This is a genomic window from Klebsiella sp. K-Nf6, assembly GCF_002806655.1.
GTDB classification, from domain to species: domain Bacteria; phylum Pseudomonadota; class Gammaproteobacteria; order Enterobacterales; family Enterobacteriaceae; genus Klebsiella; species Klebsiella variicola.
The window spans coordinates 208231-223287 of sequence record NZ_PIBN01000005.1; the positions used below are offsets into that span (position 1 = coordinate 208231).

17 protein-coding genes are annotated in these 15057 nt (G+C 57.3%); 8 read left to right on the top strand and 9 right to left on the bottom strand.

What is annotated here, in order from left to right:
• Positions 1–7 precede the first annotated feature (7 nt).
• Both CWM61_RS11120 and CWM61_RS11125 read right to left on the bottom strand, forming a co-directional pair.
• Positions 8–1201: an MFS transporter gene (locus CWM61_RS11120; protein WP_074387272.1), complete on the bottom strand. Its 1194-nt coding sequence runs from the start codon at positions 1199–1201 to the stop codon at positions 8–10.
• A gap of 149 nt (positions 1202–1350) precedes the next feature.
• Positions 1351–1626 carry a DUF1471 domain-containing protein gene (locus tag CWM61_RS11125; protein WP_061156018.1) on the bottom strand — a complete coding sequence of 92 codons (276 nt, stop codon included), beginning with the start codon at positions 1624–1626 and terminating at the stop codon, positions 1351–1353.
• A gap of 342 nt (positions 1627–1968) precedes the next feature.
• On the opposite strand from CWM61_RS11125, the gene rpsF reads away from it, so the two are divergent.
• From rpsF to rplI, 4 genes are read left to right on the top strand one after another with little or no spacing between them, the layout of a single operon-like run.
• Positions 1969–2364, top strand: coding sequence for a 30S ribosomal protein S6 (gene rpsF, locus CWM61_RS11130; RefSeq protein ID WP_008807174.1), 396 nt, complete (start codon positions 1969–1971; stop codon positions 2362–2364).
• A 5-nt stretch (positions 2365–2369) separates the two neighbouring features.
• Positions 2370–2684, top strand: a complete 315-nt coding sequence (priB, locus tag CWM61_RS11135) for a primosomal replication protein N (protein ID WP_002885722.1) — start codon at positions 2370–2372, stop codon at positions 2682–2684.
• 4 nt (positions 2685–2688) lie between these two features.
• Positions 2689–2916 carry a 30S ribosomal protein S18 gene (gene rpsR, locus CWM61_RS11140; RefSeq protein WP_000135199.1) on the top strand — a complete coding sequence of 76 codons (228 nt, stop codon included), beginning with the start codon at positions 2689–2691 and terminating at the stop codon, positions 2914–2916.
• A 41-nt stretch (positions 2917–2957) separates the two neighbouring features.
• Entirely contained in the window at positions 2958–3407 is a 450-nt protein-coding gene (gene rplI / locus CWM61_RS11145) for a 50S ribosomal protein L9 (protein ID WP_008807173.1), read from the top strand.
• Between the two features lie 111 nt (positions 3408–3518).
• Here the strand turns inward: rplI and CWM61_RS11150 are convergent, their stop codons facing one another.
• Positions 3519–4190 (bottom strand): LysM-like peptidoglycan-binding domain-containing protein, encoded by a 672-nt coding sequence (locus CWM61_RS11150; protein WP_022064856.1) that lies wholly within the window; start codon positions 4188–4190, stop codon positions 3519–3521.
• A 218-nt stretch (positions 4191–4408) separates the two neighbouring features.
• On the opposite strand from CWM61_RS11150, the gene fklB reads away from it, so the two are divergent.
• On the top strand, positions 4409–5029 hold the full coding sequence (fklB, locus tag CWM61_RS11155; RefSeq protein ID WP_002886687.1) for an FKBP-type peptidyl-prolyl cis-trans isomerase: 621 nt from the start codon (positions 4409–4411) through the stop codon (positions 5027–5029).
• A gap of 305 nt (positions 5030–5334) precedes the next feature.
• Positions 5335–6738, top strand: a complete 1404-nt coding sequence (cycA, locus tag CWM61_RS11160; RefSeq protein WP_023323511.1) for a D-serine/D-alanine/glycine transporter — start codon at positions 5335–5337, stop codon at positions 6736–6738.
• Positions 6739–6843: 105 nt separating this feature from the next.
• On the opposite strand, the gene ytfE is transcribed toward cycA, so the two are convergent.
• The 4 genes from ytfE to CWM61_RS11180 all read right to left on the bottom strand — a co-directional run bounded on the left by ytfE (position 6844) and on the right by CWM61_RS11180 (position 10386).
• On the bottom strand, positions 6844–7506 hold the full coding sequence (gene ytfE / locus CWM61_RS11165; RefSeq protein WP_061156009.1) for an iron-sulfur cluster repair protein YtfE: 663 nt from the start codon (positions 7504–7506) through the stop codon (positions 6844–6846).
• An 82-nt stretch (positions 7507–7588) separates the two neighbouring features.
• Complete coding sequence (locus tag CWM61_RS11170; RefSeq protein WP_165785267.1) at positions 7589–8560, bottom strand: DMT family transporter; 972 nt, start codon at positions 8558–8560, stop codon at positions 7589–7591.
• A gap of 75 nt (positions 8561–8635) precedes the next feature.
• A complete protein-coding gene (locus tag CWM61_RS11175) occupies positions 8636–9460 on the bottom strand; it encodes an AraC family transcriptional regulator (protein WP_061156007.1) in 825 nt (274 codons plus the stop codon).
• 77 nt (positions 9461–9537) lie between these two features.
• On the bottom strand, positions 9538–10386 hold the full coding sequence (locus CWM61_RS11180; RefSeq protein WP_100631238.1) for an SDR family oxidoreductase: 849 nt from the start codon (positions 10384–10386) through the stop codon (positions 9538–9540).
• Positions 10387–10476: 90 nt separating this feature from the next.
• On the opposite strand from CWM61_RS11180, the gene CWM61_RS11185 reads away from it, so the two are divergent.
• On the top strand, positions 10477–10848 hold the full coding sequence (locus tag CWM61_RS11185; protein WP_061156005.1) for a winged helix-turn-helix transcriptional regulator: 372 nt from the start codon (positions 10477–10479) through the stop codon (positions 10846–10848).
• A gap of 471 nt (positions 10849–11319) precedes the next feature.
• Here CWM61_RS11185 and cpdB read toward each other — a convergent pair whose 3' ends face one another.
• Positions 11320–13263 (bottom strand): 2',3'-cyclic-nucleotide 2'-phosphodiesterase, encoded by a 1944-nt coding sequence (cpdB, locus tag CWM61_RS11190; protein ID WP_100631239.1) that lies wholly within the window; start codon positions 13261–13263, stop codon positions 11320–11322.
• 191 nt (positions 13264–13454) lie between these two features.
• On the opposite strand from cpdB, the gene cysQ reads away from it, so the two are divergent.
• A complete protein-coding gene (cysQ, locus tag CWM61_RS11195; protein WP_074387262.1) occupies positions 13455–14198 on the top strand; it encodes a 3'(2'),5'-bisphosphate nucleotidase CysQ in 744 nt (247 codons plus the stop codon).
• Here cysQ and CWM61_RS11200 read toward each other — a convergent pair.
• A complete protein-coding gene (locus tag CWM61_RS11200) occupies positions 14188–14745 on the bottom strand; it encodes a YtfJ family protein (protein WP_074387261.1) in 558 nt (185 codons plus the stop codon). The two genes, cysQ and CWM61_RS11200, sit on opposite strands and share 11 nt — an antisense overlap.
• Between the last annotated feature and the right edge of the window lie 312 nt (positions 14746–15057).

Here is a 15057-nt window from a genome sequence, read left to right on the forward strand (position 1 = left end):
GCCGTTTTTAATCCTGACGATAGGCCGATGGCATCACGCGCATGCCGATGAGCGTGACCATACAAATTATCGCTCCGGCGTAAAACGTCGAGGCGGCGCCGAAGGTTTCCCACAGTACCCCGGCGCCGGTACTGGCCAGCAGCAGCGCCAGGCCGCTCATCAGGTTGAACATGCCGAATGCCGTACCGCGTAGTTCCGGCGGCGCGGTATGCGCAACCATCGCTGCCAGCAGGCCCTGGGTCATTCCCATATGAATCCCCCACAGCGCAACGCCGAGCAGCAGCGTACTCCAGTGGCCGCTGAGCGCCAGCACAATATCGGCGAGGATCAGCACCAGCAGTCCCCACTGCAGCAGTTTGCTGTGACTCATGCTGTCTGAGAGTTTACCGAACGGGTAGGCCGTGAGGCTGTAGACCAGGTTCATCGCCACCATCACCAGCGGAATGGTAAACAGCGGGATCTCCATCTGCTGGGCGCGCAGCACCAGAAAGGCTTCGCTGAAGCGGGCGAGGGTGAAGATGCTGCCGATGGCGACCACCCACCAGTAGGCGGCGGAGAGCTTTTGCAGATTTTCGCGCTTCAGCGGATTGCTGCGTTTATGGGCGATGGCGGATTTTGGCGCCTGCAGGCCAAAACCCAGCAGGAGAATGGAGAGCACGGCGGGAATGACCGCCACCCAGAAAATGGCGTGGAAATCGTTGGCCCAGATAAACATCAGTAGCACCGCCAGCAGCGGACCGAGAAACGCGCCGACGGTATCCAGCGCCTGACGTAGCCCGAAGGCGGCGCCGCGGATCTCCGGCGGCGTGACGTCAGCAACCAGCGCATCGCGCGGCGCGCCGCGAATACCTTTCCCCACGCGGTCAATCATACGGGCGCTAAACACCACTCCGGCGGTGGGGGCGATGGCAAACAGCGGTTTGCTGAGCGCGCCCAGGCCGTATCCCAGCAGCGCCAGTCCTTTGCGCTTGCCGACATAGTCGCTGATCACGCCGGAGAAGACTTTCAGGATCAGGGCGGTGGCTTCTGCCAGCCCCTCAATAAGACCGATAATTATCACGCTGGCGCCGAGGGTGGTGGCCATAAACAGCGGTAAGAGGCTGTGGATCATCTCGGAGGAGACATCCATCAGCAGGCTGACGCCGCCGAGTACCCAAACGCCTTTGGGGATACGGCCTAAGGTGGCGAAACGCGGAACCATCAATCACTCCTGATTATCGAAAGGCGAGTGGCTGATTAAATCAGGTTGCGATGACGCTGATAAGTCGGTTTGTAAAATAATTCTCAATTGCGTTTAGGCGCAGGCCTTGCTTCGCCCCTCGCGAGGAGAGGCGAAGAATCGGGCAGGCGTTAGCGGTAAATCACCGCGCTGGCGCGAAGCGGGCCATTGGTTTCTGGTTCGTGCATCAGGATGGGCTGAAAGTATTTCGCCCCCTGCGCATCGCTCATCTGGCTAAGGGCCTGCTCGGCCTCGTGCTCAGTGGCCATATTATGATTGATATAGATAACGCCGAGGCTCTGCACGTCGTCCATGTTGCGGGCCTGTCGTTCGGTGATTTGGATAGCTGCCAGCGCGTTGGCGCTGAAGAAAAGCGCGGCCATCATGACGATGATTTTCAGTTTCATATACTACGCTCCTGACTGACAGTCCTGACGCTGACTCGGGGGATCTCCTGTGGGCATTGGGTTTCTGATTTAAGTGTAATCGCTGCGTGTCCGGCGCATGGCGACCTTTTCTGATGCAGTTGTTCAAAAAAATGCCGCTTCCGTTATTGGTTGATTTTAAATCACCCACTTAGCGCAACTTGGCGCTTAGTGCGAATTATTTGTGCAAATGCGCTTGTGTTCCTGGGGGGGCGCCATTAGAATGACGCGTCAATTTTTCAGCCGCCCTTTAACACGTTCCTTGCCTCCATGGGCCGCGGCTGACCCAGACAGGAGGCTGAATAATCCGTAAGGAGCAATTCGATGCGTCATTACGAAATCGTTTTTATGGTCCATCCTGACCAGAGCGAACAGGTTCCGGGCATGATCGAACGTTACACTGGTGCAATCACTGCAGCAGCAGGTACGATCCACCGTCTGGAAGACTGGGGCCGCCGTCAGCTGGCTTATCCGATCAACAAACTGCACAAAGCTCACTACGTTCTGCTGAACGTTGAAGCACCGCAGGAAGCGATCGATGAGCTGGAAACTAACTTCCGCTTCAACGACGCCGTTATCCGCAGCATGGTAATGCGTACTAAGCACGCTGTTACCGAAGCATCTCCGATGGTTAAAGCGAAAGACGAGCGCCGTGAGCGTCGCGAAGATTTCGCCAACGAAACCGCAGATGATTCTGAAGCTGGGGATTCTGAAGAGTAATCCTGATGACCAACCGTCTGGAGCTGTCCGGCATTATTTGCAGGACTCCACTTCGTAAGGTCAGCCCGTCAGGAATTCCTCACTGCCAGTTCGTGCTTGAGCATCGTTCAGTGCAGGAGGAAGCCGGTTTTCACCGGCAGGCATGGTGTCAAATGCCCGTTATTATTAGCGGTCACGAAAACCAGGCCATTACTCACAGTATAACGGTCGGTAGCGCAGTAACCGTTCGAGGGTTCATCTCTTGCCATAAGGCAAAGAACGGCTTGAGCAAAATGGTTCTGCATGCCGAGCAGATTGAATTGATAGATTCTGGAGACTAGCCATATGGCACGTTATTTCCGTCGTCGCAAGTTCTGCCGTTTCACCGCGGAAGGCGTTCAAGAGATCGACTATAAAGATATCGCTACGCTGAAAAACTACATCACCGAAAGCGGTAAGATTGTCCCGAGCCGTATCACCGGTACCCGTGCAAAATACCAGCGTCAGCTGGCTCGCGCTATCAAACGCGCTCGCTACCTGTCCCTGCTGCCGTACACTGATCGTCATCAGTAATCGGTCACGGTCCATTAATACGACTTTGAGAGGATAAGGTAATGCAAGTTATTCTGCTTGATAAAGTAGCAAACCTGGGTAGCCTGGGTGATCAGGTTAACGTTAAAGCGGGCTATGCTCGTAACTTCCTGGTCCCGCAGGGTAAAGCTGTTCCTGCTACCAAGAAAAACGTTGAATTCTTCGAAGCACGTCGCGCTGAACTGGAAGCCAAACTGGCTGACGTTCTGTCAGCTGCTGAAGCTCGTGCTGCGCAGATCAACGCCCTGGAATCCGTAACCATCGCGTCTAAAGCTGGCGACGAAGGTAAACTGTTCGGTTCCATCGGTACTCGCGACATCGCTGACGCTGTTACTGCAGCAGGCGTTAAAGTTGCTAAGAGCGAAGTTCGCCTGCCGAACGGCGTTCTGCGTAACGTTGGCGAGCACGAAGTGGACTTCCAGGTTCACAGCGAAGTATTCGCTAAAGTTATCATCAACGTGGTTGCTGAGTAATCGGCCTCTGACGTTCTGGTAACAACAAATCGCCGGCCTTGTGCCGGCGTTTTGCTTTTTAACGCCTTTCATTTTGTTGCGGCGGCGTAACGCTTGTTGTCGTCTTCTCCGCTATCGCGCACGCACAAAGCTGCCGTTCGACTGGCGGGTAAACAACACCTGCTGGCCGTTGCCGGTATCGATAGTGAGGCCGGTGACTACGCCGTTGGCGTTCTGCCGAATTTGCACCGTCTGTCCACTCTGCAACGTGCTTAATGGTTTGCCAGCGCCTTCAACCTGCGCCATCGCGTAGACGTCGGTGGCCGGCAGCCCATGATCGCGGAACAGCTGGGCCAGGGTTTTGCCTGACTCGATGCGATAGGTCCGCCACTGCTGCTCAATGCCCGGTGCGGACTGCTGCTGCGAGGATTGATACGGTTGGGAAGCAGGCTGCTGCGTCTGCGCCTGATCTGGCTGCTCGTCCTGAATCGGCTCCGGGGCGACGGGCGCCATCTGATCGGCATCGCTCACGGTCGGCGTATTGGTGATCGGCGGGAGCGGAACGGCCTGATTGCCGCCAGCTTGCGGCTGGGACTGCGACTGAAGATTCAGGTTCGCTTCGCGGCTGTTTGTCGCCGGGCTTTGGCTATCGTCGGAAGGAAGAAGGATACCGATAATGACCAACAGGAAGCCTGCGATGATACCCCGGCGGTGCATCGGGGGAAGCGGGTCCAGGAGGCGAAAATGATCCGGGGCGTGCCAGATCTTCGCCAGGGTAGATGTCAGTTCAAAGCGCCCGGGCATGGCTTTCCTCCTGCTCCGCATATTTTTATCCTGCATATGAGTATAGATGGCTAACGTCCTGATGACCGGAACAAAGTAAAGTTAACCTGCTGCCACCTATTGTTTCTGTTTCGCTGAGATTTGTCATCATCCGCCGACAAAGTTTTACCCATTTCGCTATGGCTGTTATGCTTTCGCACGCTTTTCTCTTGATGTTTATCACCCAAAAAGGAACAAAGATGGCAACCCCAACTTTTGACACTATCGAAGCGCAGGCAAGTTACGGTATCGGCTTGCAGGTTGGACAACAGCTGAGCGAATCCGGCCTGCAGGGGCTGCTGCCGGAAGCGCTGGTGGCGGGTATCGCTGATGCGCTGGAAGGTAACCAGCCGCAGGTGCCGGTAGAAGCCGTTCACCGCGCGCTGCGTGAAATCCACGAGCGTGCTGACGCCGTACGCCGCGAACGTTTCCAGGCTATGGCCGCCGACGGCCAGAAATACCTCGATGAAAACCGCGAGAAAGAGGGTGTGAACAGCACCGAATCTGGTCTGCAGTTCCGCGTACTGACCCAGGGCGAAGGCCCGATCCCGGCACGTACCGACCGCGTACGCGTGCACTACACCGGCAAACTGATCGACGGTACCGTCTTCGACAGCTCCGTCGCCCGTGGTGAGCCAGCTGAATTCCCGGTGACCGGCGTAATTGGCGGCTGGATTGAAGCGCTGACCCTGATGCCGGTCGGTTCTAAATGGGAACTGACGATCCCGCACAACCTGGCCTACGGCGAACGCGGCGCTGGCGCGTCGATTCCTCCGTTCAGCACCCTGATCTTCGAAGTTGAACTGCTGGATATTATCTAAACAGCAGAGGCTTCCTCTTCCCCTGAGGTGGGGGAAGCCGCAAAAATAGCGTAAAATCCTTAAGTTAAAAATTAATTAGAATTATGTTTTGCATTCATCGCATATGGGTGTATTTTTGTGAGCTATTTCGCGGTAGATGAGTGATATAACACTCACTTTAAACATAAAATTAACATTATATCTAAATCATAGTATTCATCCCTCCGATTCTTACCTAATATCGACTAGCCCTTGCTGGGGTTAATGACAGACGACGGGCCATCAGAGCCTGAACAACACAGACAGGTACAACAGGAAGAAATCACATGGTAGATCAGGTTAAAGTCGCTGCTATTGAGCAGGAGCCGACTGAACAATCGCTACGGCGAAATCTCACAAACCGACATATTCAGCTGATTGCGATTGGCGGGGCGATCGGCACTGGGTTATTTATGGGTTCTGGCAAAACTATCAGTCTTGCAGGTCCATCTATTATTTTTGTTTATATGATTATCGGTTTTATGCTGTTTTTCGTTATGCGAGCCATGGGCGAATTACTGCTGTCGAACCTCGAATATAAATCCTTCAGCGATTTTGCGGCCGATCTGCTGGGGCCGTGGGCGGGCTACTTTACCGGCTGGACCTATTGGTTCTGTTGGGTCGTCACCGGAATGGCGGACGTAGTGGCGATCACCGCCTACGCGCAGTTCTGGTTTCCCGGACTCTCCGACTGGGTTGCGTCGCTGGCGGTGATCCTGCTGCTGCTGGGCCTGAACCTTGCTACCGTCAAAATGTTTGGCGAAATGGAGTTCTGGTTCGCGATGATCAAAATCGTCGCCATCGTGGCGCTGATCGTCGTCGGCCTGGTGATGGTCATGATGCATTTCAAATCGCCGACCGGCGTCGAAGCCTCTTTCGCCCATCTGTGGAATGACGGCGGTTGGTTCCCGAAAGGGCTGAGCGGCTTCTTTGCTGGCTTCCAGATAGCGGTGTTCGCCTTCGTGGGGATTGAGCTGGTCGGTACCACCGCCGCCGAAACCAAAGACCCGGAGAAATCCCTGCCGCGGGCAATTAATTCTATTCCGCTGCGTATCATTATGTTCTACGTCTTCGCGCTGATTGTGATTATGTCGGTGACGCCGTGGAGCTCCGTGGTGCCGAGCAAGAGCCCGTTCGTCGAGCTGTTCGTGCTGGTCGGCCTGCCGGCGGCGGCGAGCCTGATTAACTTCGTGGTGCTGACTTCCGCAGCCTCCTCGGCCAACAGCGGCGTGTTCTCTACCAGCCGTATGTTGTTCGGTCTGGCGCAGGATGGTCAGGCGCCGAAGATGTTCGCCAAGCTGTCGAAGCGTGCGGTGCCGGCGAAGGGTTTAACCTTCTCCTGCATGTGCCTGCTGGGCGGTGTGGTCATGCTGATGGTCAACCCGAGCGTGATTGCTGCATTCACCATGATCACCACGGTGTCGGCGATCCTGTTTATGTTCGTCTGGACGATTATCCTCTGCTCTTATCTGGTCTACCGTAAACAGCGCCCGCAGCTGCACGAGAAGTCCAAATATAAGATGCCGCTGGGCAAATTCATGTGCTGGGTGTGTATGGCCTTCTTCGTCTTCGTACTGGTGCTGTTGACCCTGGAAGATGATACCCGTGAAGCGCTGATGGTCACCCCGCTGTGGTTTGTTCTGCTGGGCGCGGGCTGGCTGTTTGCCGGCAAAAAACGTCTGGCGAAATAAAAGAAAATGTTAACGTTGCTTGCAACGGCCCGTCATAAAAAAGGCCACCCGGAGTGGCCAAAGTAAGACGGACAATGTCGAGGGCGCCTGCGGGCGCCTTTTTCTTTATTTTCCGGCGAGGGCGCGCGGGAACAGCACGTTATTTTCCAGACTGATGTGCTCCATCAAATCGTCAATCATCTCGTTGATACCGTTATACATCGCCTTCCAGGTGGTGCACGCTTCCGGCGGCGGCGTCACGTTATGGGTGATGTGCTTAATGACTTCCAGCAGTTCACCCGCTTCATCGTGCTCACTTTCCATTACGCTGATCGGCCCCCCGGCCTGGGCGCCCATCCCCTGTTTGATCATCGGGAACAGGATCTGCTCCTCTTTCATCATGTGGCTGGAGAGTTCCTGATGCAGCATGGTCAGGTATTTGGTCAGTCCTTTCGGCACGTTTGGTTTATCGGCATGCACACGTTCAACCTTCGTCGCCTGCAGAATCAGCTCCGGCAGCTGTTCGCGGTGCCGGTCGTGATAGCGAACGATGATATGGTCGATGATCTCCGCGAGAGGTGCTGCGCGCCAGTCGCGGGAGAGAGGCTGCTCGGCCAGTTTCGCCAGCTCGGCTTCAATCACCGCGACATCCAGCGCTTTGCGCGATGCAGCGCGCGCCAGCGTCTGTTTGCCACCGCAGCAGTAATCCATATCGTATTGACGGAACAGGGCGGAGGCGCGCGGGATGGTCAGCGCCAGCTCGCCTAAAGGTTGGTCACGGAAAGCCATAGCAGTTACCTCGTCATCAGGAATATAAGATGTATTTTAAATGCATCTTTGTGGCGAGGGAATACCCCTTAAGGAGGCCTGGCTACTTTTTTTCGTCCGTCAGCGGCTGCAACATCGGTTTTTCCGGTCTGGCGCGTACGGCGGAGACCACGCCGAGCACCAGTAGCAGGATCCCACTCAGGGTTAACAGCGGCGGTAAACTTTGCCGCAGCAGAAAGGTATACAGGAGCCCTGCCAGGGTTTCGAAGACGATCAGCGGCCCGAGGATCACCGTCGGCAGCCGCTGGCTGGCAATATTCCAGCACAGCGCGCCGACCCATGAGCAGAGCACCGCGATAGCCAGCATCAACGTAATAAACACCGTCGGGCGCGGGCCGAAGGGCAGGGGAAACCCGGCCTGCTGACCGTGCAGCCAGGCGCAGGCGGCGAGATAGCCGACCAGCGAAACCGGAAGCGTGACCAGTGCCTGAGCGGTAGCCCACATCATCGGCGGTTGATGCGGGTTTTCCCGCAGCCAGCGAGCGTTGCGCAGCGCATACCAAGCCCAGCAGACCACCGATCCCAGCGCCAGCGCGATGCCGGATCCGTAGCGCCACGGGCTAAAATCAGGCAGCCCCTGGCGCAGTTCTGCGACGTTAACGCAGATCAGGCCCACGGCGATGCAGACCAGCGCCGGAAACAGACGCCGCCACGGTAGCTTACCGTCACGCTGGCTGTAGAGCAGATTAGCGAGCACCGGCAGTACCACCGGCAGCGTGCCGATAATCATGGTGGAGACCGGTGCCCCGGTGCGCTGAATAGCACTGGCCAGGCAGACGTAATAGATAAGATTCCCCATCATCGTCAGGCCCAGCGCGGTCCACCAGTCGTTCCGGCTCAGCTGGCGCAAACGCGCGCGCCCGAGCCACGCCAGCGGCAGGGCGATCAGGCCCAGCGCCAGATAGCGTCCCATCGACTGCAGCGTCGCCGGATATTCTGGCACCAGCAAAGGCCCGACAAAGATTAATCCCCACATCAGCCCCGCCAGCAGGGCGTACAACACACCACTAATCATCATTGCATCCGTTGTCATCACCGTTGTCTGCAGTGTAGAAGGGGGCCGGGCAGGAATATTGTATGAGATTGCGCATTAGCGCCTGGCGACCTGCTTCTGATAGCGCACCGGCGTAATACCGTAACGCAGGGTGAAGGCGCGGGTCAGGTGGGACTGGTCGGTGAGGCCGACGGCTATCGCCACTTCGGCGGCGGGCATACCGTGGGTGAGAAATGCCTTGGCGCGCCACAGACGGATGGCCATCAGCATCTGATGGGGCGTCACGTGATAGTGGGCTTTAAACTGGCGCTGAAAGTGGTACGGGCTAAGCGCCGCCACCTGCGCCAGCTCGTCGAGGGTGATGGCGCGCATATAGTTATCGTGCAGGTAGTCGCGCACGCGGTCGAAGCGATGCCCGGCCTCACCCTGCGCTGAGGCATGGTGGGCCAGAGGGCGGAAGGCGTCGATGAGGTCGAGCAGCAGTCCCTGCTGGGCCAGCGGATCGTCGCTATGCCACAGGCCATAAATCAGCTGGCCAATCTGTCGGGAACGTAGAGGATCCTCGCGGACCACCTCGCTGAACCACCAGTCGCGCACCCCGGTGATGGCTTCCAGACGGTCCGGCTCCAGATAAATCATCCGGTAGCGCCAGCCATCGGCGGTTTCCGCTTCGCCGGTGTGCAGCTCGTCGGGATTCATGGTGACAATGGCGTTTGCAGCGGCGATATGCTGGCTGCCGCGGTAGCGAAAGCGCTCAGCGCCTTGCTCAATCACGCCGATGCCGAAGGCTTCGTGGGTATGGGGTTCAAAGGCGTAGCGGGAGATATGGGCGTGGTAGAGCTCCACCCCGGGCAGCTGTTCGAGATGGCGAAAGCGCGCGCGATCTTTTTCATCACTAAATTGGGGTGGTACGCCCTGCATGCCTGCCTCCCGACGGTTATCCCTTCAATATGAGAGAGGAACCGCCGGGACGCAACCGCAAAAGCTGACAGGGGCGGTTACAGAATGCCTTTCACGCTTTCGGCAAGGGAGGTGGTCGGACGGCCGATCAGCGTACTCAGGGTGCGGCTGTCGTCAAACAGCCCGCCTTTCGACGCGCCGACGTCGGAATCCGCCAGCATATCCGCCAGACCCGCCGGCAGACCAACGCTTTTCAGCGCGGCGGCGAAATCAGCTTCGCTGAGGTTCTGGTAGACCACGTTTTTCCCGCTTTGCTTGCTCAGCTCGGTAGCCAGCTCGCTCAGCGTCCAGGCGTTATCACCCGCCAGTTCGTAAATTTTCCCTTCATGGCCTTCACCGGCGATGACGCGGGCGGCAGCGGCGGCATAATCCGCGCGGGTGGCGGAGGCAATTTTACCCTCGCCAGCGGCGCCGATAAACACGCCATGCTCCAGCGCCGGCGGCGCGCTGGCCAAATAGTTTTCGGTATACCAGCCATTGCGCAGCAGGGCGTAAGCGATACCAGAGTCGGCCAGCATCTGCTCGGTTTCAATGTGTTCACCGGCCAGGCCCAGCGGCGAGGTGTCGGCGTGCAGCAGGCTGGTGTAGGCGATAAATTTCACCCCAGCGGCTTTGGCGGCGTTGATGACGTTGCGATGCTGAACGGCGCGCTGACCGACTTCGCTGGAGGAGATTAACAGCAGTTTATCCACGCCCTGCAGCGCGGCAGTTAGCGCCGCTTCATCGCCGTACTCGGCCTGGCGGACGACAACGCCCTGCTGGCTGAGCGCCTGGGCTTTTGCCGGGTTGCGGACAATCGCCACAATCTGGCTGGCAGGAACGGTTTTTAACAGGTCTTGCAGAACGTAGTGGCCAAGCTGGCCGGTGGCACCGGTAAGGGCGATCATGGGTCTTCTCCTTCGTGTTTATTGGCAGTTGTGGTAACCTAACACCTTAACTAACTTTTAGTAAGTACGTACAAAAAGGTAAGTGTGAAAATGGCCGAACCGACGCTGAGCGAGAAACTGCGCAACGGCAACCTGTTTGCGGAACAGTGCCCGTCGCGCGATGTGCTTAAACATGTCACCAGTCGCTGGGGCGTGTTGATTCTGGTGGCGCTGCGCGAGGGGACCCATCGCTTCAGCGATCTGCGCCGCAAAATGGGTGGGGTCAGCGAAAAGATGCTGGCGCAGTCGCTGCAGTCGCTGGAACAGGATGGTTTTATCGACCGCGTCTCTTATCCGGTGGTACCGCCACACGTTGAATATAGCCTGACGCCGCTCGGCCTGCAGGTGAGCGAGAAAGTGGCGGCGCTGGCGGACTGGATCGAGAGCAATCTGCCTGCGGTGCTGGCTAACCACGGGGAGTGAAAAAGTATCACTCCCTGTAGCCCCGCCACTGGGGGGATATTCCCGGATAGCGGCTGGCGCCTTATCCGGGCTACCCGTCAGCTCCGGTTTGTAGCCCCGGTAAGCGCAGCGCCACCGGGGAGATGTATCCGGATAGCGGCTGGCGCCTTATCCGGGCTACCCGTCGGCTCCGGTTTGTAGCCCCGGTAAGCGCAGCGCCACCGGGGAGATGTACCCGGATAGCGGCTGGCGCCTTATCCGGGCCACCCGTCAGTTCCGGTTTGTAGCCCCGGTAAGCGCAGCGCCACCGGTGGATATTCCCGGATAGCGGCTGGCGCCTTATCCGGGCCACCCGTCAGCTCCGGTTTGTAGCCCCGGTAAGCGCAGCGCCACCGGGGGGATATTCCCGGATAGCGGCTGGCGCCTTATCCGGGCTACCCGTCAGCTCCGGTTTGTAGCCCCGGTAAGCGCAGCGCCACCGGGGAACAGGCATTACTTGCTCAAATCCAGCTGATAAATGGCGAAGCCGATATCATCGGTGGCCACCTGGCGCATTGGATACTGTGCTTTCTCTTTGATAAACGCCGCGGCTTTGTCGCCTGGCGAGGTCTCAAAACGAATATCCAGCGGCGTGTTGCTGTGGATCGGCGCCAGACGCCAGTTGTTATCCGCCGCCGGATGGATCGCGCCATCCTTTTTCGATTGCGCGCCTATCCACGCCGCCAGCACTGAACGGTTTTCATCCGGTGAGGCAAAGGCGATATGACTCTCACCGGTGCCGGCGAATTTGCCGCCGTAAGCGCGATAGTTATTGGTCGCGACCAGGAAAGTGGCCTGCGGATCGATGGATTTACCGTTGAAGGTCAGGTGCTTAATACGCTCTGACTGCGGGTGAATCATCTGACATTCGCCGTCGTAGCGGGCCGGCTGGGTGACGTCAATCTGGTAGTCCACCCCGTCAATCACGTCGAAGTTATAGGTGCGGAAGCCGTCCCAGTTGATCAGCGACTGCGGTTTGCTGCTGGCGGGATCGATCTGGTTAAACTGTCCGGCGGAGCATTCCAGCCACTCCTTGACCTCTTTCCCGCTGACCTTCATCACCACCAGGGTGTTGGGGTAGAGATAGAGGTCGGCGGCATTGCGGAAGGTGAGCTGGCCTTTCTCCACTTCGACAAAGCTCGCCGGATCGTTTTTACGCCCGCCGACTTTAAACGGCGCGGCGGCAGAGAGCACCGGCAGATTCGCCAGGTCCGGATCGCCCTGAATGTCGTGTTCGACGTAGGCCTTTTGCGCCATGTTGACCACCTGCACCGTTGGGTCGTCCTGCACCAGCGCCAGGTAGCTGTACATGTTGTCGGCGGACTTGCCGATAGGCTTACTGACGAATTCGCGGGTGGCGTCATGATCGGCTTTCAGCACCGCCGCCAGCTTGCCATCTTCCGCCGCCAGCGATTTCTTCGCCACCGCGTCATAGATTGGCCGCGCTTCCGCTTTACTCTGAGTGACCTGCCATTTGCCGCTGTCGTTGTTCAGCACCAGATCGACGACCCCGAGATGGTCGCCCCACATCCCTGGCATCACTGCCGGTATGCCGTTCAGCGTCCCTTTGGCGATATCCGCGCCTTTAATCGTGGCGAAGTCTTTGCCTGGGAACACCGCGTGGGCGTGGCCGAACATAATGGCGTCAACGCCGGGCACCTGGCTTAAGTAGTAGACCGAGTTCTCGGCCATCGCCTGATACGGGTCGGCGGAGAGGCCGGAGTGCGCGACCACCACCACCACGTCAGCGCCTTTCGACCGCATCTCCGGGATGTATTTGCGCGCGGTTTCGGTAATATCGTTGACCTTCACCTTGCCGCTAAGATTGGCTTTATCCCAGGTCATGATCTGCGGTGGCACAAAGCCGATATAGCCGATGCGCAGGGTGTGGGATTGACCGTCGCTGTCCACGACCCGGGTATCCTGAATCAGGTACGGGGTGAACATCGGTTTGCCGGTTTTGGCATCGATGATATTGGCGTTCACGTAGGGGAATTTCGCCCCGGCCAGCGCCTTGTGCAGGAAGTCGAGACCGTAGTTGAATTCATGGTTGCCCAGGTTGCCGACGGCGTAATTCAGGGTGTTCATCGCCTTATACACCGGATGCACATCACCCTCTTTGAGTCCTTTTGCCGCCATATAGTCGCCCAGTGGACTACCCTGAATAACATCGCCGTTATCCACCAGCACGCTATTTTTCGCTTCTGCCCGCGCCTGTTCGATCAGGCTGGCGGTGCGCACCAGACCGAATTTCTCCGTGGCGGCATCTTTGTAATAGTCAAAGTCCATCATATTGCTGTGCAGATCGGTGGTTTCCATGATCCGCAGGTCGACCGTCGCGGCGTTGACGCTGGCGGCGATCAGCGTGGCCAGGAGCGTTGCGCTAAACTTAATCATCAGAGGCGTCCTTTTTTATGAGCGATAGCACAGAAGAAAATGTATTTATATTCTGTTGCTTACAGAAATGTGAATCTTGCCAGAAAAGCGGGCAGAGAAACCGCCATCGTTATCACAGATAGCGGAACTCGCGGTGATGCGATATAAATAAAACAACGAGTTAACGCCACTGTAACCAGACGAGGTGGAGAATGTTAGAACAAGTATGTCAGCTTGCACGGAACGCGGGCGATGCCATCATGGAAGTCTACGATGGAAACCAGCCGATTAACGTGGCCAGCAAGAAAGATGATTCTCCGGTCACGGCGGCGGATATCGCAGCGCACAACGTCATCATCAGCGGTCTGCAAGCGCTGGATCCTGACACCCCGGTTCTCTCCGAAGAGGACCCGCCAGCGTGGGAGGTACGCCAGCACTGGCAGCGCTACTGGCTGGTCGATCCGCTGGACGGCACCAAAGAATTTATTAAGCGTAACGGCGAATTCACCGTCAATATCGCGCTGATTGAAAACGGCAAGCCGACGCTGGGCGTCGTCTATGCGCCGGTGATGAAGGTGATGTACAGCGCGGAAAAAGGTAAAGCATGGAAAGAAGAGTGCGGCGTGCGCAAGCAGATCCAGGTCCGCGATGCCCGTCCGCCGCTGGTGGTAATCAGCCGCTCTCACGGTAACGATCCGGAGCTGCAGGAGTACCTTGAGCAACTGGGCGAGCATCAAACCACTTCTATCGGATCTTCGCTGAAGTTCTGCCTGGTGGCGGAAGGCCAGGCCCAGCTCTATCCGCGCTTCGGGCCGACCAGCACCTGGGACACCGCCGCCGGCCACGCGGTCGCGGTGGCCGCCGGGGCGCATGTTCACGACTGGCAGGGCAAAACCCTCGATTACACGCCGCGTGAATCCTTCCTCAACCCCGGCTTCCGGGTCTCTATTTATTAAGCAGCTTATGCAGCAGGTCGATCACCTGCTGCACCTCCTGCTGGGTCAGCGCACCGTCTTTGGCCCACTGCACGCGCCCATCCTTATCCAGCACCACGATCGCCGAGCTCTTCTCGTCCAGCTGCCAGGCTTTACGCGCCAGCCCATTGCTGTCGACAATAAACTGCGACCACGGGAAGAGCTTTTTATTACTCTCAATGCTGCTGCGCACGAACATGCCGGTGCCCGGAATGGCATCGTCGGTGTTGACGATAGTGGTGGTCTGGTAGCGATCGTGCGGGAAGCCTGCCGCTTTAATCGCTTCGATCAGGTTGGCATTTTTCTCTTTTGCTGACGAGCGTCCGGCGATGTGCTGGATGACTCGCACTTTGCCCACCAGCTGCGAGCTATTCCAGTTTTTATAGCTAAACTGATCATTATCCAGAATGAGTTCTCCCCGATCCGCAACGCCGACCGGCGCCACACGCTGGCCGTCGACGAAGTTATGCGCTGTGGCCAGCAGCGGGAGAAGGAGTAACGAGGCGGCCAGTATGCTACGTAGGGTCATGCGCAATCCTTAATCATTTTTATGCAGGTGATCCGACCACTTGGTCTCGTTTAATCATAAGTGCGATTGGCGGCGATTACCCGCAATGAGGATGCCAGTTTGTGTGTTGACGCACAAATCAGTAGAAAAACGGCGACTTATACTTACTTCATCGTATGTCCGAAACGAAAATTCTGAATTATTGTCATCAAACGGTAAATAAACTTATACACACTGGGTCCCTCTGAGATTCTGGACTATAGTTTTAGGGCATTAAAATTTGCGCTCCCGATACGTGGGCTAACTGTGGCACCACAGGAGCGTAACCCTGGC